We start from the raw sequence: 23,490 nt of genomic DNA, 5'->3' as shown, positions 1-23,490 counted from the left end.
TGGGCGCCAATCGTCCACTCACCAGGTCTATCCCGATGTTAGAGCGCGTGCTGGTTGTCTGTGCCTTACTGCTGGCCACGCAGACCGCCGGGGCCGTCACGATCTATCGGTTCACCGATGCCAATGGCGTCGTGTCGTTTACCGACCAGCCTGTGCGTGGCGCGGAGGTGATGAAGCTTCGCGAGCGCATGGTCGAGCGCATCGACTCCCAGGTGCGCCTGAGCGTGAAGAAAGCCAATGGCAGCGACAGCCTGTATGTGCGAAACGATCTTTACGCGCCCGTTGAAGTCGAGCTGCGTCTGGCCGGGGTGAAGAACGTGGTGGGCGTGTCGGACCAAGTCATTCGCCGCACAATTCCAGCGCGCAGCAACGAACGCCTTATCGCCCTCAGCCCGCAAGTCGCCAGCAAGGCCATGGCCTACAAGCCCAGTCTACGATCCATCGTCGGCGACCCGCAGCGCGGCGTGTCAGCGAACGGATTTGCCTATCGCTATCCATTGCCGTGGGTGGGCGGGCCATTTCGCATCAGTCAGGGTGCCAATGGATCCTACAGCCACGTAGGCGCCAAGAGCCGCTACGCGATCGACATCGCCATGCCCGAAGGCACGCAGATCATCGCTGCGCGGGGCGGGACCGTGATCAAGACCGAGAATGCCCAGTCAGGTCGAGGCGCCAATCCATCGGGCAACTTCGTGCGCATCCTGCACGACGACGGCACGATGGGCGTCTATCTGCATCTGCAGCAGGGATCGGTGAGCGTCAAGGAAGGCCAGCATGTGGCAGTGGGCGCGCCGCTCGGACGGTCCGGCAACACCGGCAACAGCACCGGCCCGCATTTGCACTTCGTGGTGCAGCGCAATGTCGGGCTGGCGCTGGAGTCGATCCCGTACGAATTCTCGCAACCGGTCCAGAGCCTGCCTAACTTCGCGATTGGCGGGAATTGATGATCTGCCCGGACGTGCAGATCAATCCAGCTTCAACACCTTCGCCAGCACGATCTTCGGCCCTTTCATCTTCTTGATGATGATGCGCAGGCCTTCGACTTCCATAACTTCCTCTTCCTCAGGCACGCGCTTGAGGCTGTCGTAGATCAGGCCTGCGAGGGTCTCGGCTTCAACGTGGTCCAGATCGATGCCCAGCAGGCGCTCGACCTTGAACAGCGGCGTATCCCCGCGTACCAGCAGCTTGCCCGGCTGATAGGCCAGAATCCCGCGCTCCGCCTTGCGGTGCTCGTCTTGAATGTCGCCCACCAGCACTTCCAGCACGTCTTCCATCGTCAGGTAGCCGATGATCTTGCCGTCGGCTTCCTCGACCAGCGCAAAGTGCGCGCCGCCCTGACGGAACTGCTCGAGCAGGCGCGACAACGGCATGTGCTTGGACACGCGCTCCAGCGGCCGCGTGAGCTCGGCGAGATTGAAAGACTCGGGGATGTGGTCCAGCGCCGCCAGCTCCAGCAGCAGGTCCTTGATGTGCAACAGGCCCACGAATTCATTGCGGTCCGAGTCGTACACCGGGTACCGGCTGAACTTGTGCCGACGGAACATCGCGAGGATTTCTTTGAGCGGGGCGTTGAATTCCAGCGAGACCATGTCTTCGCGGGAATTGGCCCAGTCCACCACTTCCAGCTCGCCCATTTCCACGGCGGAGGCCAGCACGCGCATGCCCTGGTCGCTTGGGTCCTGACCGCGGCTTGAGTGCAGGATCAGCTTGAGCTCTTCACGGCTGTAATGGTGCTCGTGGTGGGGGCCGGGCTCGCCCTGGCCGGCGATGCGCAGAATGCCGTTGGCACTGGCGTTGAGCAGGTAAATGGCCGGGTACATCGCCCAGTAGAAGAGGTAGAGCGGCACCGCCGTCCACAGCGACAACAGCTCGGGTTTGCGAATGGCCCAGGATTTCGGGGCCAGCTCACCCACCACGATGTGCAGGTACGAAATCATGAAAAAGGCGCTGAAGAACGACACGCCTTTGACGACCTCGGGCGATTCCACGCCGACCGTCTCGAGCAACGGCGCCAGCAAGTGCGCGAATGCCGGCTCACCGACCCAGCCCAGCCCCAGCGACGCCAGCGTAATACCCAGCTGGCACGCCGACAGATAAGCATCGAGCTGACTGTGAACGGTGCGCAGAATGCGTCCACGCCAGCCGTTTTTCTCGGCAATGGACTCGACACGGGTGGAGCGCAGTTTGACCATGGCGAACTCGGCCGCAACGAAAAATCCGTTGAGCAGAACCAACACCATTGCGAAAAGAATCATGCCGAAATCGGCGAAGAGTGAAGCCAGGCTGATACCAGGGGAAGGGTCCATGATGGGGTTTTGCAGGTTCCGTTTTGAAGTGTGGAATGAAACAAGCCCTCACAATTGGAGGGCACAAGGGACGCAATTTAACGGCTATCTACAGGCTTGCCTAGGCTTTGGTCATCTGGGCCGGGGCAAAGTTGCAGATAAACACACTGCCCTTGCCGGGGACGCTGTTGATTTCCAGTACCGCGCGGTGGCGCAGCAGCACGTGCTTGACGATCGCCAGGCCCAGGCCTGTTCCGCCGGTGTTTGACGCGCGGCTGGAGTCGACGCGGTAGAAGCGCTCGGTCAGGCGCGGGATATGTTTGCTGTCGATGCCGATGCCGGAGTCCTGCACGCTCAGGTGCGCGCCACGCCCGTCACTCCACCAGCGGATGCGGATCTTGCCCTCTGCGGGCGTGTATTTGACCGCGTTGAAGATCAGGTTGGAGAACGCGCTGCGCAGCTCCGCCTCGCTGCCCTTGAGGCTGACGTCGCTTTCCAGCTCCAGGGTGATCTGCTGGTTCTTGCTCCCCGACAGCGCCTGGGCATCATTGGTGATGCTCTGCAGCAGCGACGACACGGCGACGGGCTGATTGTCGGACGGGTAATCGGTGGCTTCCAGCTTGGCCAGCAGCAGGAGATCGTTAAGCAACGTCTGCATGCGTCCGCCTTGCTGATGCATTTGCTGCAACGCACGGACCCAACGCGGATTCACTTCTTCGACGTTATCCAGCAGCGTCTCCAGGTACCCGCAGATGACCGTTAACGGTGTGCGCAGCTCGTGAGACACGTTGGCGACGAAGTCTTTGCGCATCTGCTCCAGCTGATGCATACGCGTCACGTCGCGCACCAGCATTAAATGCTCGTTGTTGCCGTAGCGGGTGATCAGCATCTGAATGCGCAGGCGGTCATTGACCGGCGACGGGATCTCCAGCGGTTCGGCATAGTTGGCGTGCGCGAAGTACTCCTTGAAGCGCGGGTGGCGCACCAGGTTGGTCACCGGCTGACCGCTGTCCTGGGGCGTCTTCAGGCCCAGCAAGGTTTCTGCCGCGCGGTTCCACCATTCCAGGTTGCCGTCGCTGTCGAGCATGATCACGGCATCTTTCAGTGCGGCGGTGGATTCCTGGACACGGTCGATAACCGCTTGCAGGCGGCCACGCACGCGCTGATCGCGACGCTGTAAATGGTAAATGCTGTCGAAGACTTCACCCCACAAGCCATAGCCATCGGGCGGCGGCTCGTCGGGTTTGTGATGGCGAAGCCAGTCATGCAGGCGCAGCAGCTGTTTGAGGGTCCAGGCCAGATAAAGCCCCAGACCGATTGCCAGACACCCGCCGTAATGTCCGCTGATCAAACCGGCCAGCAGCGAGGCTGTGACCAACATCAGCAAGTGGCGGATCAGGGTGCCATGCCAGTTGTGATTCAATTAACGCGTCCTTGTCTTCAGCGGTCTGAATCGCTGCCAAACGCTTTTTCAGCTTTTGGTGGAGAAACGGTAACCAGTACCGCGGACGGTTTGTACCAGATTTTCGTAAGCCTCGCCGAGGGCTTTGCGTAGACGCCGGATGTGGACATCCACGGTGCGCTCTTCCACGTAGACATTTCCGCCCCAGACCTGATCGAGCAGCTGCCCGCGGGTGTAGGCGCGTTCCTGATGGGTCATGAAGAATTGCAGCAGGCGGTATTCGGTCGGGCCCATCTCGGCAGGTGTGCCGTCGATGGTCACGCGGTGGCTGATCGGGTCCAGCAGCAGACCGCCCACTTCGATCGGTGATTCGCCATCGTTCGGGGCAGCCCGGCGCAGCACGGCCTTGAGGCGGGCGACCAATTCGCGGGGAGAGAAGGGTTTGGTGATGTAGTCGTCGGCGCCGACTTCGAGGCCCTGAATCTTGTTGTCCTCTTCGCCTTTGGCCGTGAGCATGATGATCGGGATGTCACCGGTCAGCTCGTCACGTTTCAGGCGGCGTGCCAGCTCGATGCCGGATGTACCCGGCAGCATCCAGTCCAGCAGGATGAGGTCCGGCTTGCGGTCGACGATAACGGCGTGGGCCTGTTGCGAATTCTCAGCCTCAATGCAGTCATAGCCGGCCATTTCCAGTGCGACGGCAATCATTTCGCGAATGGGCGCCTCGTCGTCGACGATCAGAATGCTCCTGCCAACCATGCCTCGAACCTCATGTCATTTAACTGTCTTGGGGCGCATTAGATAACGGAATTATTGCAGTCGTGTGACAGGTTAGTTCGAGCTAGGCGTATTCGCCGGTCTAGCGCTAAGCTGGCGACTTGTCCTACAAGAAATGTCCATCCAGCGACAGACAAAAAGAGGATTCATCCATGGCTAAAATTTCTTCTGCTCTGATGCGCCTTTTGGCGGCGGCAGCGTTGGCATCTTCCGGCATGGCATTCGCTGCCGCGCCGGCGATGACCAGTGACGGCATGCTCACCGACCACAAAGGCATGACGCTCTATACCTTTGATAAGGACACCTCCGCGGGCAAGTCCGTCTGCAATGATCAATGCGCAACCAACTGGCCGCCGCTGACCGCTACTGCCAGCGACAAGCCTGAGGGCGACTGGACCATTATCAAGCGCGATGACGGCGCCTCGCAGTGGGTTTACAAGGGCAAGCCGCTGTACTTTTTCAAAAGCGACAAGGCCGCTGGCGACAAAACCGGCGACGGCAAGGGCGACGTCTGGCACATCGCCAAGCCATGATCTGAGCCTTCGCGCGCTGCGTCGGCCCGAATCGGTCAGCGCAGCGCGTAGTCCAGAACGATACCGATAAAAATCGCCAGCCCCGCCCAGTGGTTGTGCAGAAAGGCCCTGAAGCAGGCTTGCGGGTCTTTGTCCCGCGTCGACCAGAATTCCCAGCCAAAGCATCCCGCGGCCACCAGCAGGCCGATGAAGAAGTACAGGCCCAGCTCAAAGCGTGTACCCGCCAGCATCAGGCAGAACAGCGCCAGGCATTGCAGCGTCAGGATGATCACCCGATCCGCGTCGCCGAACAGCACGGCCGTGGATTTTACGCCGATCTTCAAGTCGTCCTCGCGATCCGTCATCGCGTAATACGTGTCATATCCCACCGTCCACAGCAGATTGGCGATGTACAGCAGCCACGCGGCAGCGGGCAGCTCGCCGGTCTCCGCGGTAAACGCCATCGGCATGCCCCACGAAAACGCAGCGCCCAATACCACTTGCGGGTAGTAGGTATAGCGCTTCATGAACGGGTAGCACGCCGCGAGGGCAAGACCGCCGAACGACAGCCAGATCGTCGTCGCGTTAGTGAACAACACCAGCACAAAGCTCAGCCCCACCAACACGGCGAACAGAATCAGCGCTTCCTTTGACGTCACCCTGCCACTCACCAACGGCCGTTGCTCGGTGCGTTTGACGTGGCCGTCCACCTTGCGGTCGGCGAAGTCGTTGATCACGCAGCCCGCCGCGCGCATCAGGAACACGCCGATGACGAAAATCAGCAGCGTGCTCAGGGAAGGCGAGCCTTTGCCTGCAATCCAGACCGCCCACAAGGTCGGCCACAGCAACAGATAAATGCCGATGGGCTTGTCGATGCGCGTGAGCTGGATGAAGTCCCAGGCGCGTGGGTGCAGACGGTTCAGGGATTTGAGCAACGACAGGTACATCAGCGGCCCTCTTGGGCATGCAGTGGAAGGTTGGCTTCGATGGCGCGCCATGCGGTGGGCAGAAACACTTCCGCCACCAGAATGCTCAAGATCCCCCGGCTGAAACAGGAGCGGCGTCCCCACAAGCCCGGCTGTGCGTCAATCACGGGCAGCCATTGCGCAGGATAGTGGCAGACCTGCAGCGGGCCGCGGGCGAAGGCTTTATCGCTGAACAGCAGTTCGCCCAGCGATCGGGTGCCGAGTTCGTCCATGTGCAGGCCGTCATGCTCTAGCGCGCTGCGGGCGGCGACACTGCGGGCAAACACCCATCGTTCATCACGGCCCAGCAGATAGACTTCACGCACCCAGCCTTCGCTGCCCTCAGGCAAGTGCAACGCGGCGCACTCATCATCACGCAGGCGTTGCCAGCCTTCGAACTGCGGCTGCACGCAGAAATGATTGTCAGAGAACCGAGTCAGGCGTCGGGTCAGGGAATCTTCGTGGAACAGCCACTCAAGAACGACGGGTGAGGGGGCTTCGATCAACTGATCGCGCAAAAGCCATTCGGGCGCTGGAAATGCAGGGGTTTGCTGGATCACGGGAGACAAACACAGGCGGCAATCGAGGCGGCGAGCTTAGCATGATTGCGATTTTTGACCGACGACCGGAGCCCCCCATTGCTGCGCTGAGACACTTGACGCATTCCCGGCTAAAGCCAGTCCTACAGGATATGCAGTGTTAGTAGGACCGGCTTCAGCCGGGAAGAGGCCGGTTTGGGCGCTATCAATCTTGCGGCATGACGCTCGACGCCATCGCAGCTAGAGCCAATCCTCCGAAAAGCGCGCGAGTCGTGCATCAATGAAACTTGCGTCATTGCGCTGTGATCAGTAAAAGGCCTGACCCATTCGAAAACTTCGCGACGACAGCGGAGCGTCTGGGACGCCTAGCCTGAAACCAAGAGAACCGACCAATGAAAAAGTGGCAATGCATAGTCTGTGGCCTGATCTACAACGAAGCCGACGGTTGGCCGGATGACGGCATCGCGCCGGGCACGCTCTGGCAGGATGTGCCGGAAGACTGGCTGTGCCCTGACTGCGGCGTCGGCAAAATGGATTTTGAGATGATCGAAATCGGCTGATCCGCCGACTTCCACGACCCCTCTGGAGAAATGAATGAACGCACCTGTCGTGATCATCGGTACCGGGCTGGCGGGCTATAACCTCGCCCGCGAATTTCGCAAGCTGGATGGCGAGACGCCGCTGTTGCTGATCACCGCCGATGACGGCCGTTCGTACTCCAAACCCATGCTGTCCACCGGCTTTGGCAAAAACAAGGAAGCCGACGGCTTGAGCATGGCCGAGCCAGGCGCCATGGCCGAGCAGCTCAAGGCCGAGGTGCGCACGCACACCCGCGTCAGCGGCATCGATCCGGGTCACAAGCGTCTGTGGATCGGCGAGGAAGCGGTCCCGTACCGCGATCTGATTCTGGCGTGGGGCGCGGAAACTGTGCGCGTGCCGGTGGCCGGTGATGCCGCCGATGCCATATTCCCGATCAATGATCTGGAGGACTACGCGCGTTTCCGTGCTGCAGCCGCCGGCAAGAAGCGAGTGCTGATTCTGGGCGCAGGCCTGATCGGCTGCGAGTTCGCCAACGATCTGATCCTGGGCGGCTACGAAATCGACCTGGTTGCGCCGTGCGAGCAGGTGATGCCGACGTTGCTGCACCCTGCGGCTGCCGCAGCGGTACAGGCCGGGCTGGAAAGCCTGGGCGCGCGTTTTCATCTCGGCCCCTTGCTGACACGGCTTGATCGTGCCGACGACGGGCTCGAGGCGCACCTGTCGGATGGCGAGGTGCTTCACTGCGATCTGGTGGTATCGGCGATCGGCCTGCGCCCCCGCACTGATCTCGCCGCAGCGGCCGGCCTGGAGATCGGGCGTGGCGTTGTGGTCGATCGGCATTTGCAGACCTCCCACGCCAATATCTATGCACTGGGCGACTGCGCTGAAGTTGATGGCCTGAATCTGCTTTACGTCATGCCGCTGATGAACTGCGCCCGGGCATTGGCGCAAACCCTCGCCGGCACGCTCACACCCGTCAAATATGGCCCCATGCCGGTCACGGTGAAAACGCCGGTTTGCCCGCTGGTAGTGTCGCCGCCGCCCAAGGGCTCGGTAGGTGTCTGGACCGTGGAAGGTGAGGGCGCCGACATCAAGGCACTGTGTCTGGACAGCGACGGCAACCTGCTGGGTTACGCGCTGACAGGCGCGGCGGTGATGGACAAGCTCGCCCTGAACAAGGCTTTGCCCCCGCTGCTGGCATGATTAACAGTCGTTCTGTCGGATAAGCCATCTTTTAGTTGAAACAAACGTGGCCCACGTACTGGCGCGGGTCCCGGTGGCGTGCCATTCTCATTCCTGTCTGCCGCAACGTAGAGCTGTTGCGGCACCTGCTCGCTGTCCGCAAGGGCTGCACGGGACATAAAAACAAAAAACCGTAAAAGAGGCTTTATATGCGTAAACCAGAACTCGCAGCGGCTATTGCCGAGAAAGCAGATCTCACCAAAGAACAAGCCAATCGCGTACTCAACGCGGTGCTCGACGAAATCACCAACGCGTTGCACAAAAAGGACAGCGTCACGCTGGTTGGCTTCGGCACTTTCTTGCAACGTCATCGTGGCGCCCGCACCGGCAAGAACCCTCAGACCGGTGAGCCCGTCAAGATCAAGGCCAGCAACACGGTGGCATTCAAGCCGGGCAAGTTTCTCAAAGACAGCGTCAATCCGGACTCGGCAAAGCCAGCGAAACCAGCCAAGCCGGCTGCAGCCGCCAAAGATGCGAAGCCAGCCAAGGCCGCAGCGGCCAAGGCACCCGCAGCAAAGAAAAAGTAATTCGCTGAGCGCTCTGCGGAGGGCGAGCAGCATGGAAATGGGCATACCGATCAGTCGGCGTGCCCATTTTTTTATGGGCTGTGAATCGACCGGCGCCGACCTGCGCGTCCCGTCTAGCCCGCCACTTTGCGACTGACCGGTTCTGCCTGCTCGCCGGACAATCAAGCTCGCTACACTGCGGCTGGTCACCCTGACCGCCGCTGATCCCATGAGGCCCACGCATGAAGTTTCGTTTTCTACTCTGGATGTTGGGCCTGTTGATGGCCCGCGCCAGTCGCAATAATCCCGCGTTTCAGCAGCAACTCGCGGGGAAGGATCTGGCTTTCCAGTTGCAGACGGCTGACGGCAAGATCGCCCGGCACTTCATCGTGCGCGATCAGCGCGTCAAGAGCCGCGCCGGCACCTTTGCGGCACCTGCGTTCGTGATCTCTTTCAAAGACGCCGATTACGGCTTCGCCACAATGCAGGCCCGGAACAAGCAGCTCGCATTCATGCAGGGCATTCAGGACAAGGACATCCTGGTCGCCGGCAACGCGGGACTGGTGATGTGGTTCCAGGGGCTGACGAAGTATTTGAAGCCGAGGAAGAAGAAATAGTTGAATGCTCAGGCCTCTTCGTGAGCAAGCTCACTCCCACGAGTGCAGCGGCGTGCCTGAGATGTTGCGTCAACCCAGATCCTGTGGGAGCGAGCTTGCTCGCGAAGACTGACGCTGAGTCACCGCAGAAAATAGCTGAATGCTCCAGCCTCTTCGTGAGCAAGCTCACTCCCACGAGTGCAGTGGTGTACCTGAGATGTTGAGTCAGCCCAGATCCTGTGGGAGCGAGCTTGCTCGCGAAGACTGATGCTGAGTCACCACAGAAAATAGCTGAAGGCTCCAGCCTCTTCGTGAGCAAGCTCACTCCCACGAGTGCAGCGGCGTGCCTGAGATGTTGAGTCGACCCCGAGCCCGTGGGAGCGAGCTTGCTCGCGAAGACTGATGCTGAGTCACCACAGAAAATAGCTGAATGCTCCAGCCTCTTCGTGAGCAAGCTCACTCTCATCAAACAAAAAATAAGTCTCTGATTTTGTTCCACAATTCAAGAAGCCTTTACCACGTCCAGCCCCAGCTTACGGGCCTTGCGCAGCAAGGCCCGGTACTGCTTTTCCTTGCTCCGTTCTTCAAACGCTTCGATCCCCTGCTCAACATAGGGCTGCCCCTTGGTCAGCATGGCGTAGATCAAGCGTGCAAGTTGGTGAGCCGTGGCCTTGATGGCGCAGCTGGTATCCATCCGCGCCAGTCGGGCCCTGTGGCTGGCGCCGATAAAGCTTTTGTCATTTCGCGCGTTAGAGGCCGCTTGCTTGAGTGCCTGGGCTGCGTTGTTGAGGGTTTTCTGGCCTTTACCCGACAGTGAGCGACCACCCGAAATCCGTGTCGGTGGTGCCACGCCCAGCCATGAGCAGAAATGCTCCATCGTGGGAAATCGGGACAGATCCGGTCCAATCTCGCCGGCAATGACCAAGGCCGTATCGACGCCGATGGTCGGTATGGCGGTGAGATCAACGCCCATGACGCGCCAAAGCGACTGATGCAGGGCCGCCTGATCTGCTGCGCAGCGGTGAGGGCTACGCAGGATTTTTCGTGAGGGTTGGGGGGCCTCCTCGCGCTCGGGCAATTGACTCAGTGCATCCGTAATTGCCTTGTCGCATGCCCCAATCTGCTGTTCAAAGAAGTCATAGCATTGCACTTCTTGTTCGAGCGCATGCAGGTGCTCTAAACGCCAATTACCGTGGAGGCTGCGGGCTACAGTCTCTTTGCTGGCCTTGATCCGCCGATCAGTCAGGTCGGCCAGAACAGACGGATCGCGCTCGCCGGCAATGATTGCGCGAAGGATTTTCATGCCGGTCACGCCCGAAATATCGCTGATGACGTTGGCGAGTTGGATGTTCATCTGGCTCAGCGCTTTCTGCATGCGGTTCAAGGTTTGAGCTTGGTTACGAACTTTGCTGGCTCGTTGGCGAATGAGCGCCCGCATAGAACAAATCGCATCGTCAGGGCGAAACGCTCCGCGCAGCAGGCCATGGCTCATCAGTTGCCATATCCACTGGCAATCGAGGACATCGGATTTACGACCGGAAATCTGCCGCGTTGCGCGTGAGTTGACCAGATAGACCTTGAAGCCTCGCGCATCAAGAAGCTCAAACAGTGGAATCCAGTAGACGCCAGTGGCTTCCATGGCCACGACCTCGATCTTGAGCGCTTCAAGCCAATCGGCCAGCTTGACGAGGTCGTCGGTGAAGGTAGAAAAGCTGCGTACCGGTTGCTCGTGGTCACGATCAACGGCGACCCAATGCTCACGGCTGCCGATGTCGATACCGGCACAATGGGGATGGACCAGTTCAAAACGCTGTCTGGATTGCTTGCGCGCCATGCTGTTTCCTCGCAGGATGATGGGCGCGCGGGGCACACGGTGGCGAAAGGGTTCACTCTCTCATACGTGGTCACGGCTAGCCGTGCCGACAAGGACTCTACGCCGATACCGTGCGGGCCACTCTCCCACGCGGGTGCTGTCACACCAATGTGAGTACCGGCCTCTGTCCCGCGCTCCTCAATCCTAGCAAAGCAAAGAGCGGCCACCCCTGACGGGGCAGCCGCTCTTTGCTTTTCAAGGTATCAGCATCACAACGGGAGATGAGTCGTGCACCCAGTTTGCTGCGCGACAGCGCGGCGCGTAGCGGCGGGACGACTCCCACGAGTGCAGTGGTGTACCTGAGATGTTGCGTCAACCCAGATCCTGTGGGAGCGAGCTTGCTCGCGAAGACTGATGCTGAGTCACCACAGAAAATAGCTGAATGCTCCAGCCTCTTCGTGAGCAAGCTCACTCCCACAAGTTCAGTGGCGTACCTGAGATGTTGAGTCAGCCCAGATCCTGTAGGAGCGAGCTTGCTCGCGAAGACTGATGCTGAGTCACCACAGAAAATAGCTGAATGCCCACAGATCTTCGTGAGCAACCTCTTCCCAACAAAAAGCGCAGCTAACTCTCAGGCTGCAAGCGGGCATTTCGAGATCAGCTGAACTGCGAGGCCAGTTCGCGCAACAGCACTTCGGCCTCCAGCACTTTCTTCACGACGTCCTGAGCTTTCTCGCGAGAGAGCTTCAGGCGCTCGAGCAGTTCGTCCGGAATGCTTTCCAGAGGGCCGGAGCCGATGCCTTCCTTGCGCAGCAGCCTCACCGCCAGGCATACCAGGTTTGCATACTTGTGATGCTCACCTGCGTAGTGCGGGTCGTGCTGAAAGCGCAGGGCGATGACCAGCTCCTCCGGCATGTCCCAGTTGCGCATCAGCCAGGAGCCGATCTGCTCGCGGCTGATGCCCAGCAGATGCTGTTCGACATAGCTGTGATGCAGGTGCGGATTGACTTCGATCTGGCGGCAGATCAGCGAAAAGTGCGGCGGAAACACATGCGCCAGCAGCAGATAGCCGAAGTTGTGCAGCAAACCGGCGAGGTAGGTCAGGCCACTTTCCGGGCGCTCGGCACGGGGCATCGCGCGGGTCAGGCCTTCAATGATCGCAGCCGTGTAGATCGACTGCTGCCAGTAAGGCGTCGCCTGCTGCGGATGATCCTTGGGCAACGCCAGGGTTTTGCCCAGCGCCAGACCGAGCGCCAGATTGATCACCAGATCAAAACCCAGCACGCGAACGATGGCGTCTTCCACCGAACGGATTTTGCCGGCCGAACCGTAATACGGAGAGGCCGCCCAGCTCACCACCTGGGCCGCCAATGCCGGATCGGTTTCGACTACGCCAGTGATGTCGTCGATGGTCGCGTCCGGGTCGACACGCAGCTTGATGATCTTCTGCGCCGTGTCGGCCAGCGGCGGGATTTCCACCGTGGACTCCAAGCGCTGCTGAATGCGTCGGGCGGTGAAGTTCTGAACGGCTTTGGTGATCTCCTCGCGGTCGTCATCGGGACGCGTGAGGTTAGGTGTGACCGACGTCACCGGTTCGCCAAAGCGGGCAGCGCTGGCCTTGGTCAACAGCGTTTTGAAATCCTCGCTGCTGATTTCCAGCAAGAGGCCCGGCTCGCCGGAGTCGATCAGCACGGCAGGGCCAGACAGAATTCGCTCTTCATACAGACAAGGCGAGCTGGTCAGTGCAGGCAGGCCGGGCAACGTGCCGAGCTTGTGTTTTTGCAGCATGAGCTCAAGCGACTCTTTCGGAACCGCTTTCAATTTGCGGCCGGTCAACTCGGTGATGCGGTTGAGGTCCAGCAATTGGTTTTGCGGAAACAGGATAAACAGCGCGCCAACGGAGTCATCGACCAGAATGGCCTGAACCTTCTGGGCAGGCGGCAGAGACTCATCGTCAGTTACTTCACGGAAGTTGAGTTTGCCCAGCAACTGCCGAATGACAGAAGGGCAGTGTGGGCTTGTGTCGATGTGGGCAACTTCTGTCATGGCCTGTATCCAGATTCCTACAATCGCTGAAGTATAACCAGCTTAGTTGTTATAGAGGTGAGACACCCTGTTATTGCGTTGACTGCTTCACACTTGCCCGTATTGCTGGCCATGGCGCAACCAGCGTTCCAGCAGGGGACTGACATGGTGCGGCCAGCGTTCAAGCAGTGCCTGGGCCGCGTCCCTGACCGCAGGCAGCAAATCTGCATCGCGCATCAGGTCAGCAACCTTGAACTGCAGCAGCCCTGTCTGACGCGTGCCGAGCATCTCGCCTGGCCCACGCAGCTCCAGATCTTTTTCAGCGATGACGAAGCCGTCGTTGGTTTCACGCATGATGCCCAGCCGCTGACGACCGATCTGCGAAAGTGGCGGGTGGTACAGCAGCACGCAATGGCTGGCCGCGCTGCCCCGGCCGACCCGACCGCGCAATTGATGCAGCTGCGCCAGGCCCAGGCGTTCCGGGTTTTCGATGATCATCAGGCTGGCATTGGGAACGTCCACGCCGACCTCGATCACCGTCGTTGCAATCAGCAGATTCAGATTGCCCTGCTTGAATTCGGCCATGACGGCGGCTTTTTCGGCGGGCTTCATGCGCCCGTGAATCAAGCCGACCTTGAGCTCGCCCAGCGCGCTGGTCAGTTCCTCGAACGTGGTTTCAGCGGCCTGGCATGTCAGCTCCTCGGACTCCTCGATCAGTGTGCACACCCAGTACGCCTGCCGGCCTTCGGCGCACGCATTGCGTACACGCTCGACGACTTCGATCCGTCGGCTGTCGACCACCAGCACGGTGTTCACCGGCGTACGCCCGGGTGGCAGTTCGTCGAGGATCGACGTGTCGAGGTCGGCGTAGGCGCTCATCGCCAGCGTGCGTGGAATGGGGGTGGCGGTCATGATCAATTGGTGTGGGCACATCGAGCCGCCGACGCCTTTCTTGCGCAGGGCCAGACGTTGCTGAACACCGAAACGGTGCTGTTCATCGATGATGACCAGCGCGAGATTCCTGAACTGCACTTCGTCCTGGAACAGCGCGTGGGTGCCGACCACCATCGGTGTGCCGCCGGCAATCTGCGCCAGGGATGCCGCCCGCGCCTTGCCCTTGAGTTTGCCCGCGAGCCAGGCCGTCTCTATGCCGAGAGGCTCCAGCCAGCGGGTGAAATTGATGAAATGCTGTTCGGCAAGAATCTCCGTGGGCGCCATCAGTGCAACCTGATAGCCAGCCTCCAGCGCCTGCAACGCCGCGAGTGCTGCAACGACCGTTTTGCCAGCGCCTACGTCGCCCTGAATCAGCCGCAGCATCGGTTCCTGCTGACTGAGGTCGTAGGCGATCTCATTGCCGACGCGCTGCTGCGCACCTGTGGGCGGGAATCCGAGGTTGGCGAGGAATTGCTTCGGCAGGCGTTTCGCCGGGGGCAATGCAGGCGCGCGTTGCGAGCGCAGGCTTTCACGCAGGCGTTGCTGGGAAAGCTGGTGCGTCAGCAACTCTTCAAATGCCAGTCGGTGCTGCGCCCAGTGATGGCCAAGCGCGAGCTCTTCGACGTCAGCATCGGCAGGCGGGTTGTGCAGGTAATGAATGGCCTCAGCCAGGGGCGCGAGTTGATAGTCGCGTGCCAGCTCGTCCGGCAGCCAGTCAGGCAGGCTTTTCGGGCCGAGCATCGACAGGCTCTGCTGACACAATTGCCGCAGGCGCTGCTGGGTGAGGCCTTCGGTCGTGGGATAGATCGGTGTCAGCGTCTGCTCGACAGCCACCGGCTCATCGCCGGTGATCGCGCGGTATTCAGGGTGATAGATCTCAAGCCCCGAAGCGCCGGGCCGGGCTTCGCCGTAACAGCGCACATGGGTACCGCGCTTGAGGCCGTCCTTCTGCGCGTTGCTGAAGTGGTAAAAGCGCAGGCTCAATACGCCGGTGCCGTCGCCGATCCTGACCAGCAAACTGCGGCGCTTGCCCATGACCACGTCGGCGCCGCTGACCACGCCCTCGACCACCGCGTCCTGGCCCGGGCGCAATTCGCCGATGGGCACGACGCGAGTCCTGTCCTGATAACGCAACGGCAGGTGAAACAGCACGTCTTGAATGTTCTCAAGACCGACTTTCGCCAGCTTTTCAGCCATTGCCTCACCGACGCCTTTTAGCGCCGTGACCGAGACATGAGACAGCTCCGTCATACCGTCCCTTAACTCGCTTCAGCCTGAGCTTTCGGACGAGCGACGGAACACAGACGAATCGAATCAGCGAGGATTTCGATGGCTTTCGGACGCGGGAAGCTGGCACGCCAGGCGATTGCCACAGTGCGGAATGGTACTGGCGGCGACAGCGGACGGACTTCGATCACGCCGGGTGCGTAGTGGTGGCTGTCGACAGCGGACATCGGCAGGATGGAAATACCCAGCCCTGAAGCGACCATGTGCCGAATGGTTTCCAGCGAGCTGGACTCCACCGTGGTGTGCTTGGCAGCATCGCCGCCCTTGACCAGCGTCGGACAGGCTTCGAGCACCTGATCGCGGAAGCAATGACCTTCGCCCAGCAACAGCAGGCTCTTGTCGTTCAGTGCCGAGGCATCAATGGTCTTTTTCTGGGTCCATGGATGATCGGCAGGCATCAGTACGTAGAACGGCTCGTCGTACAGTGACAGCGTCAGGACATCAGCCTCGTTGAATGGTAGGGCAATGATGATCGCGTCGAGCTCGCCATTGCGCAGCTTGTCGCGCAGCACGTGGGTGAAGTTTTCCTCGATGTACAACGGCATCTGCGGGGCGACCCGGTGCAGTTGGGGAATCAGGTGAGGAAAAAGATACGGGCCGACGGTGTAGATCGCGCCGACTTTAAGCGGCGCGGTCAGCTGGTTCTTGCCGGTCTGGGCCAGTTCACGAATGCCTTGGGCCTGCTCGAGGACCTTCTGCGCCTGAGCCACGATGCCCTCGCCAACCGGGGTCAGACGTACGGCACTCTTGCTGCGCTCGAAAATCAGCACACCGAGTTCATCTTCCAGCTTCTTGACGCCCACCGACAAGGTCGGCTGGCTGACGTGACAGCGTTCAGCGGCATGGCCGAAATGCTGCTCTTGAGCGAGGGTAACGATGTAGCGCAATTCTGTGAGGGTCATAACGTGCGTCCATGAAGTTGCGGCCCCAGCATAGCGGGTGCAATCGATAGACGCACGTTATCAACCCGTCGCGGCTGACAAAATTCTGGTTTCAGCGTTTATCCAGCGAATAAACGAAGGGCGCGACCACTTCCAGCGACCCGTTCTTCAGCAATTCCGGCGGCGGCTTGGGCAATGGCTGCGCGCGGCGGATCATTTCCAGCGTCGCTCGATCCAGTGATGCGCTGCCCGAGCCTCCGGCCAGTTCATAGGACAACACGCGGCCTTCGCCATCGACCACGAAGCGCAGACGACTGGTGCCCTGCATGCCCCGACGTCGAGCATCTTCCGGGTACCGCTTGAACTTGCTCAGGTGACTCAGCAATTCACCCTGCCAAGTAGGTAATGCATTGCTTGGCGGCGTGGGCGGAGCAGGTTGCGGCGACGCTGACTTCTCCGGCTTGGCGTTGGACGGCGGGGCGTCCAGCGGCTTGTCGTCGGCTGGCTTCTCTTCCTTCGGCGGCTCGACTTTCTTCACAGGTTTTGGCGGCTGTGGTTTGGGCTTGGGCTTGACCGGCTTGGGTACGGCGATTTCGGCCTTGGGCGCTTCGGCGACTGGCGGAATCGGCAGTTGTTCTTCAGGCGCAGGCGGCTGCGGCGGTTGCACGACTTTTGGCGGTGGCGGCGGGGCGGGCTCGGGAGCAGGCGCCAGCTCGACCATCATCGCGGCCGGCGGCAGCTCGATGGCCTGCGAGGAGGGCCAGCGCAATGCGACGACAATCGCCACGGCATGGACCGCCAGCACCAACAACAGACTACCGCTATAGCGCGTCAGCTTTTGGCGCGTATTGATCATTTCTTGCCGACCGTCTCGAGACCCACCAGGCCCACCTTCAGGTAGCCAGCGCCGCGCAGGGCGTTCATGACGTCCATCAGGTCGCCGTAGTCGACGCCCTTGTCGGCCTGGAAGAAGATCGTGGTGTCTTTCTTGCCCTTGGTCTTGGCATCCAGCACCTGACCGATCTGCTCGCGGGCCACTTTTTCATCGCCCAGGTACAGGCTCTGGTCGGCTTTCACGCTCAGGAAAATCGGCTTCTCGGGTCGAGGCACCGGCTTGGCGGTAGAGGCAGGCAGGTCAACTTTGATGTCTACGGTTGCCAGCGGGGCGGCAACCATGAAGATGATCAGCAGGACCAGCATGACGTCGATGAACGGCGTCACGTTGATTTCGTGGTTCTCGGCGAGCTCGTCGTCGCCTTCCTTCAAATGCAGGCCCATGGTTTACCCCATCTTTACCATGTGCGGCGATTGGCTGCGCTCGACCGCAGGCTGGTGATCCAGATCGCGACTGACCAGCAATAGAACCTGCGCCGAAGCGTCGGACACTTGCGCCTTGTAGCCGGCAATGGAGCGGGCGAAGACGTTGTAGATGACGACGGCGGGAATCGCGGCAACCAGACCCAGTGCGGTGGCCAGCAAGGCCTCGGCGATGCCCGGCGCCACGACAGCCAGGTTGGTGGTCTGGGTTTTGGCGATGCCGATAAAGCTGTTCATGATCCCCCATACGGTGCCAAACAGGCCCACAAACGGCGCAGTCGAGCCGATGGTGGCCAACACGCCGGTGCCCATGCTCATGTTGCGGCCGCAGGCGGCGACCAGGCGTTCAAGGCGGAAAGCGACGCGCTCCTTGATGCCTTCCCGTTCGCGGGTGTTAACCGACAGGCGCATCTCTTCCAGTGCGTCGTGCACCAGCAAATGGGAAAGGGTGCCTTCTTTCTTCGACCCTGCGCTGGCTTCGTCCAGGTTGCGTGCACGTTTCAGCGCAGCGATTTCGCTCCGCAGACGACGCTTGGCGCCCAGCAGTTCGAAGCCCTTGGCGATCCAGATGGTCCAGGTAATGACCGATGCGATGGCCAGACCGATCATCACGGCTTTGACGATGATGTCCGCGTTCTTGTACATACCCCAGGGCGAGAGGTCGTGGGACATGCCCAGGCTGTTATCTTCCGCAGCGGCATCAAGCGACTCAGCCGGAGCAGATGCCGGGGTCAGTTCTTGAACGCCTGGCGTTGTCGCAGGGTCAACCGGAGTGGCGGTTGGCGCCTCCGCCTGTACGGCGGGCTTTTGTACGGGAGCGTTGGAGTCGGCGAGCGCTATGGGCGTCAACATCAGGCTGAACAGCAGCGCGGCAATGGCGCGTCCTGCGCGTGGCAGACCTCGGTTGGCAATGGACGAAGCGGGGGTTTGAATAGATGTCATGCTGGCCCGACCTGATATGAAAATAGGTGTTCGTTCTGAGAGCGTCACGCTGGCGCGAGGCGAGCGGAGGAGAACAAAGGGTCGTCATTATTGCAAGTAATTCTTGTTAACAAAAGTAAGAGCGTCTCTTTTTTCATGAGAATGCGTCCCAATGGTCGGTTTTACAGCCCGCTTTACAGGCTTAAATTCAACAAGTGATGTGGAGATTGGACATGTCAGCGCCATCCGTTTTGATTGCTGGATGTGGCGATATCGGGAGCCGACTGGCCTCCCAACTTATGCCCGATGACTGGACCGTGTACGGCCTGCGCCGCTCGGTAGAGAAACTGCCCAACGGCGTGCTAGGCGTCAGCGGCGATCTTTTCGACCCCCGCATTCCCGCTCACTGGCCGGAAGGGCGACTGGATTACCTGGTCTACTGCGCCACACCTACTGACCGGGATGAGGCGGGTTATCGCGCGGCTTATGTCGAAGGCCTTCGGCACGTGCTGGGCTGGAGCGAGCGCAGCGGACAGAGGCCGAAGCGGATATTGTTCGTGTCCAGCAGCAGCGTCTATGGCCAGCAGCACGGCGAGTGGGTTGATGAAACGTCGCCTGTCGAAGCGACCGGGTACTCAGGCCAGGTCATGCGCGAAGCTGAACAAGTGGCGTTGGACAGCGGTGTGCCAGCTACCATCGTCAGGCTGACCGGGATTTACGGCCCGGGACGCAGTGATCTGATGAACCGTGTACGTCAGGGCTACAGTGTTGCAACTGATCCGCCCCTGTATGGCAACCGTATTCATGCTGATGACGCGGCCGGGCTGCTGGCGTTTTTGCTGCGTGCGGCTGCAGACGATGTAGCGCTGGAAGACTGTTATATCGGCGTTGACGATGCGCCCGCGCCGCTGGCCGAAGTGGTCGACTGGATGCGTCAGCGTCTGGGCGTCACAGAGTGGTCGGATGAGTACAACGTGCGCCGCGCCGGCAGCAAGCGCTGTAGCAACGCCCGCGCCAAAGCGCTGGGCTGGACGCCGCGTTATGCGACTTATAAAGAAGGGTATGAGGCGATGCTGGCAGACCAGCCGAACTAGCTCGCTTTGGCGCCGATTGGTAGGACCGGCTTTAGCCGGGAAGGCGTCAGGTTAACAACCGGAAAATTGAGGTTGTATGAACTGGCCTCTTCCCGGCTGAAGCCGGTCCTACCCTGCGTATGCGATAGTCAGTTCTTCTCAAGCACCCAGCGCTTCTCGCCCGGGCGCAGGTCAGGCATTTCAGTTGCCTGGGCGTTGTTCACCGCCTGGAACAACTCCAGCTGTTTGCCGTTGCGAACGAAAATCCACGGGTTACCGCGCTCGTTCTTCTCCAGCCACATGCTGTCGTATTCACCGCTCATGGCCGCGCAGTCGCCGGCCAGGCACAGTGCGTAGCGATCATTACCTGGCAGGCCGCTGACGCTGCCGTCTGGCAGGAATTCAACCGTGCTGCCCTGACCGTCGCCATTGACGATGGTCCACTTGCCACTAAGGTAGGCGGTGTAGAGCGCGCGCTCAAAGCTGGTGCCGGGTTGCGCGCCGGCCGGTGGGGCTTCTTTCGGCGAGCGGAAATGCTGCTCAGGCCCGGTGTCGCTGGCGCGTTGCACCAGCTCATCGCCCTTGATGGTCAGCTCATCAGACGCATTGCCGTAGAAGTCGACGCGCAGCTTGCCGTCGGCATTGCTGGCGATCTTGCCTTCACTCAGCTCGAAGCCGTTTGAAGCAGTGGCTTGTCCGGCCTTGGTGTTGATGTTCCATTCCAGATTCGGGCCGTAGGCCAGCAGCGCCTGACGCAGGTTGCCGCCTTGGGCTGCCGCGTCGATGGCCGCCTGGTTGATCCAGGTGCCGTCCGGGCTTTTGTCGGAGTGGCTGGCGCAGCCGCTGAGCAGTGCGACCAGCAGCGAGAGGGCAAACGCAACGCGCATGGGCGGAGTCCTTCCTTTTCTGAGGAGGCGGAGCGTGCTTGAGCTCCGCACCGGGATTTACTCGATGACCAAAATGGCGTCCATTTCGACTTGAGCGCCACGCGGCAGCGCAGCCACGCCAATGGCGGCGCGCGCCGGGTACGGCTGTTCGAAATATTTGCCCATGATCTCGTTGACCTTGGCGAAGTGGCTCAGGTCAGTGAGGAAGATATTCAGCTTGACGATGTCCTTGAACGAACCGCCTGCCGCTTCGGCCACCGCCTTCAGGTTTTCGAAGACCTGAACGGTCTGTGCTTCAAAGCCTTCGACCAGTTCCATGGTCTTCGGGTCCAGCGGAATCTGGCCCGACATGTAGACGGTGTTGCCCGCCTTGATTGCCTGGGAGTAGGTGCCGATGGCGGCGGGGGCTTTGTCGCTGGAGATGACGGTCTTGCTCATGAAAAACTCCTGTTTGCGGTTTGACTACGCGCGCATACGGGTGATGCGGATCACGCCGGCCAGGGCGCGCAGTTTCTTGATCACACGGGCCAGATGCACGCGGTCGTGCACGCTGACCACCAGTTGGACCACGCTGATGCGACCATCGCGTTCATCCATACTGATTTTTTCGATGTTGCCGTCCGCGGCGTTGACGCTGCTGGCAAGCAAGGCGATCAGGCCACGCTGGTGTTCCAGTTCGACGCGCAACTCAACGTTGAATTCGCCGGTGACGTCTTTGGCCCAGGACAGCTGAATGCACTTCTCGGGGTTGTGGCGGATTTCCGCGATGTTCCGACAGTTGTCCAGGTGCACGACCATGCCTTTGCCCGCGGACAGATGCCCGACGATCGGGTCGCCTGGAATCGGCGTGCAGCACTTGGCGTAGCTGAGGACGAGGCCTTCGGTGCCACGAATAGCCAGTGGACCTTCTGCGTTTGGCAGTTGATCGCCTTCACTGGCCAGCAATCGGCGAGCGACCACGTAAGCCATGCGGTTACCCAGGCCAATGTCTTCGAGCAGGTCTTCGATGACCTCGACCCGATACTCGGCAAGGATCAGGCGCACCCGTTCGGCCGGAATTTTTTCCAGCGTGCTGTCGAAACCGTTGAGTACTTTGTTCAGCAGGCGTTCGCCGAGATTGATCGACTCCGATCGGCGCTGCAGTTTGAGCGCATGACGGATGTGCGTACGGGCCTTGCCGGTCACGACAAAGTTGAGCCAGGCCGGATTCGGACGTGCTCCCGGCGCGCTCACAATCTCGACGGTCGAGCCGCTTTGCAACGGTTCGGACAGCGGCGCCAGCCGGCGATTGATCCGGCAGGCGATGCAGCTGTTGCCAACGTCGGTGTGCACGGCATACGCGAAGTCCACCGCCGTGGAGCCTTTCGGCAGCTCCATGATTCGGCCTTTGGGCGTGAACACGTAGACCTCGTCCGGGAACAGGTCAATCTTCACGCTTTCGATGAATTCCAGCGAGTTACCCGCACGCTGCTGCATTTCCAGCACGCCCTTGACCCACTGACGGGCCCGCGCGTGGGTGCTTTTCGGCTGTTCATCGCCAGATGATTTGTACAGCCAGTGCGCGGCGATGCCGTTGTTGGCCATCTCTTCCATTTCGCGGGTGCGAATCTGGATTTCGATGGGCACGCCGTGCATCCCGAACAGGGTGGTGTGCAGCGATTGATAGCCGTTGGCTTTCGGGATCGCGATGTAATCCTTGAAGCGGCCGGGCAGCGGCTTGTACAAATTATGCACAGCGCCGAGCACGCGATAGCAGGTGTCGACCTTGTCGACGATGATCCTGAACGCGTAGACGTCCATGATCTCGTTGAAGGCCCGGCGCTTGCCGCGCATCTTTTTGTAGATGCCATACAAATGCTTCTGACGACCGCTGACTTCGCCTTCGATGCCGTCAACGGCGAGGCAGTGGCTCAGCGACTCTTCGATCTTGTTGACCAGTTCCTTGCGGTTGCCGCGCGCGCGCTTGACCGCCTGGCCAATGCGCGAAGAGCGCATCGGGTACATCGCCTTGAAACCCAGGTCTTCGAATTCGATGCGCACGCTATGCATGCCAAGACGATTGGCGATAGGGGCGTAGATTTCGAGGGTTTCTTTGGCGATGCGGCGGCGCTTCTCTCCGGAAAGGACTTCCAGCGTGCGCATGTTGTGCAGGCGGTCGGCGAGCTTGACCAGAATCACACGGATGTCCCGCGCCATGGCCATCGCCATCTTCTGGAAGTTCTCGGCCTGAGCTTCGGCTTTGGTCTCGAAGTTCATCTGGGTCAGTTTGCTGACCCCGTCGACCAATTCGGCCACCGTTTCGCCAAACTGTGCGCAGAGCGCTTCTTTGGCGATGCCGGTGTCTTCGATCACGTCATGCAGCATGGCGGCCATCAGGCTCTGATGGTCCATGTGCATGTCGGCAAGAATATTGGCCACCGCCAGCGGATGCGTGACATAGGCTTCGCCGCTGCGACGGCGTTGGCCGTCGTGCGCTTGTTCGGCGTAGAAGTACGCCCGGCGGACCAGATTGACCTGGTCTGCGCCGAGGTAGGTCGCGAGGCGATCGGCGAGGGCGTCTATGCTCGGCAAGATAAATCTCCTTGCCGAAGGCTGGGACCCTGCGCCTTGCTACGTCGACCAGGCATAGGCTTAGACGGCCTCGCTGGACTCGTCCTCGAATGCCGCGAACAGTGGTTCATCTTCAACGATTTCGGCTTCTGCGATAACAGCGTAATCCATCAGGCCTGCAGCGATTTCACGCAGGGCCACTACGGTAGGCTTGTCGTTTTCCCATGCCAGCTTTGGCTCTTTGCCACCGGTCGCCAGTTGACGCGAGCGCTTGGTGGCGAGCATGACCAGCTCAAAACGGTTATCTACATGTTCCAGGCAGTCTTCAACGGTCACGCGGGCCATGGGTATTCCTCGTAGCAAATGCGATATGCGCGGTGCCCGAATGGGCGAGCGGACTCGACAGTCTAAAAAATCACCAGCGTTTAGGGAAGCGCTG

Annotated in this window: 22 protein-coding genes and 1 pseudogene; 7 read left to right on the top strand and 16 right to left on the bottom strand. The window is 60.4% G+C overall.

Translation table 11 applies throughout. The annotated features are described in order from the left end of the window. Positions 1-35: 35 nt before the first annotated feature. The gene (locus QMX88_RS00505; protein WP_192174551.1) at positions 36-944 is read left to right on the top strand and encodes a peptidoglycan DD-metalloendopeptidase family protein; all 909 of its coding nucleotides are present in this window, start codon (positions 36-38) and stop codon (positions 942-944) included. Between the two features lie 21 nt (positions 945-965). Here QMX88_RS00505 and QMX88_RS00500 read toward each other — a convergent pair whose 3' ends face one another. From QMX88_RS00500 to phoB, 3 genes are all read right to left on the bottom strand, one after another. Then, positions 966-2,306 carry a hemolysin family protein gene (locus QMX88_RS00500; protein WP_192174552.1) on the bottom strand — a complete coding sequence of 447 codons (1,341 nt, stop codon included), beginning with the start codon at positions 2,304-2,306 and terminating at the stop codon, positions 966-968. Between the two features lie 100 nt (positions 2,307-2,406). Continuing rightward, positions 2,407-3,666, bottom strand: coding sequence for a phosphate regulon sensor histidine kinase PhoR (gene phoR / locus QMX88_RS00495; RefSeq protein WP_244656054.1), 1,260 nt, complete (start codon positions 3,664-3,666; stop codon positions 2,407-2,409). 90 nt (positions 3,667-3,756) lie between these two features. Beyond that, complete coding sequence (phoB, locus tag QMX88_RS00490; RefSeq protein ID WP_037016751.1) at positions 3,757-4,446, bottom strand: phosphate regulon transcriptional regulator PhoB; 690 nt, start codon at positions 4,444-4,446, stop codon at positions 3,757-3,759. Positions 4,447-4,616: 170 nt separating this feature from the next. Here phoB and QMX88_RS00485 point away from each other — a divergent pair, with 170 nt between their 5' ends. Further along, positions 4,617-4,997 carry a COG4315 family predicted lipoprotein gene (locus tag QMX88_RS00485; protein WP_122534187.1) on the top strand — a complete coding sequence of 127 codons (381 nt, stop codon included), beginning with the start codon at positions 4,617-4,619 and terminating at the stop codon, positions 4,995-4,997. A 35-nt stretch (positions 4,998-5,032) separates the two neighbouring features. Here the strand turns inward: QMX88_RS00485 and ubiA are convergent, their stop codons facing one another. Beyond that, positions 5,033-5,923 (bottom strand): 4-hydroxybenzoate octaprenyltransferase, encoded by an 891-nt coding sequence (ubiA, locus tag QMX88_RS00480; RefSeq protein ID WP_282365391.1) that lies wholly within the window; start codon positions 5,921-5,923, stop codon positions 5,033-5,035. Then, positions 5,923-6,501 (bottom strand): chorismate--pyruvate lyase family protein, encoded by a 579-nt coding sequence (locus QMX88_RS00475; RefSeq protein ID WP_282365390.1) that lies wholly within the window; start codon positions 6,499-6,501, stop codon positions 5,923-5,925. Before QMX88_RS00475 ends, ubiA begins: the two co-directional genes overlap by 1 nt. Positions 6,502-6,872: 371 nt before the next feature. Between QMX88_RS00475 and QMX88_RS00470 the strand changes: the two genes are divergently transcribed. The 4 genes and pseudogenes from QMX88_RS00470 (at position 6,873) to QMX88_RS00455 (ending at position 9,385) form a co-directional block, all read left to right on the top strand. After that, a complete protein-coding gene (locus QMX88_RS00470; protein WP_002555879.1) occupies positions 6,873-7,040 on the top strand; it encodes a rubredoxin in 168 nt (55 codons plus the stop codon). Positions 7,041-7,074: 34 nt separating this feature from the next. Beyond that, positions 7,075-8,223, top strand: coding sequence for an NAD(P)/FAD-dependent oxidoreductase (locus tag QMX88_RS00465; RefSeq protein ID WP_282365389.1), 1,149 nt, complete (start codon positions 7,075-7,077; stop codon positions 8,221-8,223). A gap of 188 nt (positions 8,224-8,411) precedes the next feature. Next, a pseudogene (locus tag QMX88_RS00460) lies at positions 8,412-8,681 on the top strand (HU family DNA-binding protein); the annotation flags it as partial. A 329-nt stretch (positions 8,682-9,010) separates the two neighbouring features. Beyond that, the gene (locus QMX88_RS00455) at positions 9,011-9,385 is read left to right on the top strand and encodes a helicase (protein ID WP_282365388.1); all 375 of its coding nucleotides are present in this window, start codon (positions 9,011-9,013) and stop codon (positions 9,383-9,385) included. A 481-nt stretch (positions 9,386-9,866) separates the two neighbouring features. Here QMX88_RS00455 and QMX88_RS00450 read toward each other — a convergent pair whose 3' ends face one another. The 7 genes from QMX88_RS00450 to exbB all read right to left on the bottom strand — a co-directional run bounded on the left by QMX88_RS00450 (position 9,867) and on the right by exbB (position 18,562). Continuing rightward, positions 9,867-11,198, bottom strand: a complete 1,332-nt coding sequence (locus QMX88_RS00450; RefSeq protein WP_282365387.1) for an IS110 family transposase — start codon at positions 11,196-11,198, stop codon at positions 9,867-9,869. Positions 11,199-11,834: 636 nt separating this feature from the next. Next, positions 11,835-13,223, bottom strand: coding sequence for an aminoacyl-tRNA deacylase and HDOD domain-containing protein (locus QMX88_RS00445; protein ID WP_192171469.1), 1,389 nt, complete (start codon positions 13,221-13,223; stop codon positions 11,835-11,837). Between the two features lie 87 nt (positions 13,224-13,310). Continuing rightward, positions 13,311-15,386: an ATP-dependent DNA helicase RecG gene (recG, locus tag QMX88_RS00440; protein ID WP_282365386.1), complete on the bottom strand. Its 2,076-nt coding sequence runs from the start codon at positions 15,384-15,386 to the stop codon at positions 13,311-13,313. Between the two features lie 8 nt (positions 15,387-15,394). Further along, positions 15,395-16,324, bottom strand: coding sequence for a hydrogen peroxide-inducible genes activator (locus QMX88_RS00435; protein WP_065988216.1), 930 nt, complete (start codon positions 16,322-16,324; stop codon positions 15,395-15,397). 91 nt (positions 16,325-16,415) lie between these two features. Continuing rightward, entirely contained in the window at positions 16,416-17,159 is a 744-nt protein-coding gene (locus QMX88_RS00430) for an energy transducer TonB (protein ID WP_192171467.1), read from the bottom strand. Beyond that, positions 17,156-17,581 (bottom strand): TonB system transport protein ExbD, encoded by a 426-nt coding sequence (gene exbD, locus QMX88_RS00425; RefSeq protein ID WP_133773871.1) that lies wholly within the window; start codon positions 17,579-17,581, stop codon positions 17,156-17,158. The genes QMX88_RS00430 and exbD overlap by 4 nt, the downstream gene beginning before the upstream one ends. A gap of 3 nt (positions 17,582-17,584) precedes the next feature. After that, complete coding sequence (gene exbB, locus QMX88_RS00420) at positions 17,585-18,562, bottom strand: tonB-system energizer ExbB (RefSeq protein WP_282365385.1); 978 nt, start codon at positions 18,560-18,562, stop codon at positions 17,585-17,587. Positions 18,563-18,774: 212 nt separating this feature from the next. Between exbB and QMX88_RS00415 the strand changes: the two genes are divergently transcribed. Next, positions 18,775-19,635, top strand: a complete 861-nt coding sequence (locus tag QMX88_RS00415; RefSeq protein WP_282365384.1) for an NAD-dependent epimerase/dehydratase family protein — start codon at positions 18,775-18,777, stop codon at positions 19,633-19,635. Positions 19,636-19,763: 128 nt separating this feature from the next. Here the strand turns inward: QMX88_RS00415 and QMX88_RS00410 are convergent, their stop codons facing one another. Genes QMX88_RS00410 through rpoZ form a run of 4 tightly spaced genes read right to left on the bottom strand, consistent with a single transcriptional unit; the run spans position 19,764 to position 23,396 of the window. Beyond that, a complete protein-coding gene (locus tag QMX88_RS00410; protein WP_282365383.1) occupies positions 19,764-20,501 on the bottom strand; it encodes a hypothetical protein in 738 nt (245 codons plus the stop codon). A gap of 57 nt (positions 20,502-20,558) precedes the next feature. Further along, entirely contained in the window at positions 20,559-20,939 is a 381-nt protein-coding gene (locus tag QMX88_RS00405; RefSeq protein WP_065988223.1) for a RidA family protein, read from the bottom strand. Positions 20,940-20,963: 24 nt separating this feature from the next. Continuing rightward, positions 20,964-23,072 carry a bifunctional GTP diphosphokinase/guanosine-3',5'-bis pyrophosphate 3'-pyrophosphohydrolase gene (gene spoT, locus QMX88_RS00400; RefSeq protein ID WP_192171463.1) on the bottom strand — a complete coding sequence of 703 codons (2,109 nt, stop codon included), beginning with the start codon at positions 23,070-23,072 and terminating at the stop codon, positions 20,964-20,966. A 60-nt stretch (positions 23,073-23,132) separates the two neighbouring features. Continuing rightward, positions 23,133-23,396, bottom strand: a complete 264-nt coding sequence (rpoZ, locus tag QMX88_RS00395; protein ID WP_025257879.1) for a DNA-directed RNA polymerase subunit omega — start codon at positions 23,394-23,396, stop codon at positions 23,133-23,135. Positions 23,397-23,490: the final 94 nt, after the last annotated feature.

It is taken from the genome of Pseudomonas sp. PS02290 (genome assembly GCF_029960075.1).
In the GTDB taxonomy this organism is placed as follows: Bacteria; Pseudomonadota; Gammaproteobacteria; order Pseudomonadales; family Pseudomonadaceae; genus Aquipseudomonas.
This window is presented reverse-complemented; position numbering and strand designations above follow the sequence as displayed.

Bases quoted from the DNA above. Each gene is read 5' to 3' on its own strand.
- QMX88_RS00505 (WP_192174551.1), top strand. From the start codon at position 36: ATGTTAGAGCGCGTGCTGGTTGTCTGTGCCTTACTGCTGGCCACGCAG.
- QMX88_RS00500 (WP_192174552.1), bottom strand. From the start codon at position 2,306: ATGGACCCTTCCCCTGGTATCAGCCTGGCTTCACTCTTCGCCGATTTC.
- phoR (WP_244656054.1), bottom strand. From the start codon at position 3,666: ATGTTGGTCACAGCCTCGCTGCTGGCCGGTTTGATCAGCGGACATTAC.
- phoB (WP_037016751.1), bottom strand. From the start codon at position 4,446: ATGGTTGGCAGGAGCATTCTGATCGTCGACGACGAGGCGCCCATTCGC.
- QMX88_RS00485 (WP_122534187.1), top strand. From the start codon at position 4,617: ATGGCTAAAATTTCTTCTGCTCTGATGCGCCTTTTGGCGGCGGCAGCG.
- ubiA (WP_282365391.1), bottom strand. From the start codon at position 5,923: ATGTACCTGTCGTTGCTCAAATCCCTGAACCGTCTGCACCCACGCGCC.
- QMX88_RS00470 (WP_002555879.1), top strand. From the start codon at position 6,873: ATGAAAAAGTGGCAATGCATAGTCTGTGGCCTGATCTACAACGAAGCC.
- QMX88_RS00465 (WP_282365389.1), top strand. From the start codon at position 7,075: ATGAACGCACCTGTCGTGATCATCGGTACCGGGCTGGCGGGCTATAAC.
- QMX88_RS00455 (WP_282365388.1), top strand. From the start codon at position 9,011: ATGAAGTTTCGTTTTCTACTCTGGATGTTGGGCCTGTTGATGGCCCGC.
- QMX88_RS00450 (WP_282365387.1), bottom strand. From the start codon at position 11,198: ATGGCGCGCAAGCAATCCAGACAGCGTTTTGAACTGGTCCATCCCCAT.
- QMX88_RS00445 (WP_192171469.1), bottom strand. From the start codon at position 13,223: ATGACAGAAGTTGCCCACATCGACACAAGCCCACACTGCCCTTCTGTC.
- recG (WP_282365386.1), bottom strand. From the start codon at position 15,386: ATGACGGAGCTGTCTCATGTCTCGGTCACGGCGCTAAAAGGCGTCGGT.
- QMX88_RS00435 (WP_065988216.1), bottom strand. From the start codon at position 16,324: ATGACCCTCACAGAATTGCGCTACATCGTTACCCTCGCTCAAGAGCAG.
- QMX88_RS00430 (WP_192171467.1), bottom strand. From the start codon at position 17,159: ATGATCAATACGCGCCAAAAGCTGACGCGCTATAGCGGTAGTCTGTTG.
- exbD (WP_133773871.1), bottom strand. From the start codon at position 17,581: ATGGGCCTGCATTTGAAGGAAGGCGACGACGAGCTCGCCGAGAACCAC.
- exbB (WP_282365385.1), bottom strand. From the start codon at position 18,562: ATGACATCTATTCAAACCCCCGCTTCGTCCATTGCCAACCGAGGTCTG.
- QMX88_RS00415 (WP_282365384.1), top strand. From the start codon at position 18,775: ATGTCAGCGCCATCCGTTTTGATTGCTGGATGTGGCGATATCGGGAGC.
- QMX88_RS00410 (WP_282365383.1), bottom strand. From the start codon at position 20,501: ATGCGCGTTGCGTTTGCCCTCTCGCTGCTGGTCGCACTGCTCAGCGGC.
- QMX88_RS00405 (WP_065988223.1), bottom strand. From the start codon at position 20,939: ATGAGCAAGACCGTCATCTCCAGCGACAAAGCCCCCGCCGCCATCGGC.
- rpoZ (WP_025257879.1), bottom strand. From the start codon at position 23,396: ATGGCCCGCGTGACCGTTGAAGACTGCCTGGAACATGTAGATAACCGT.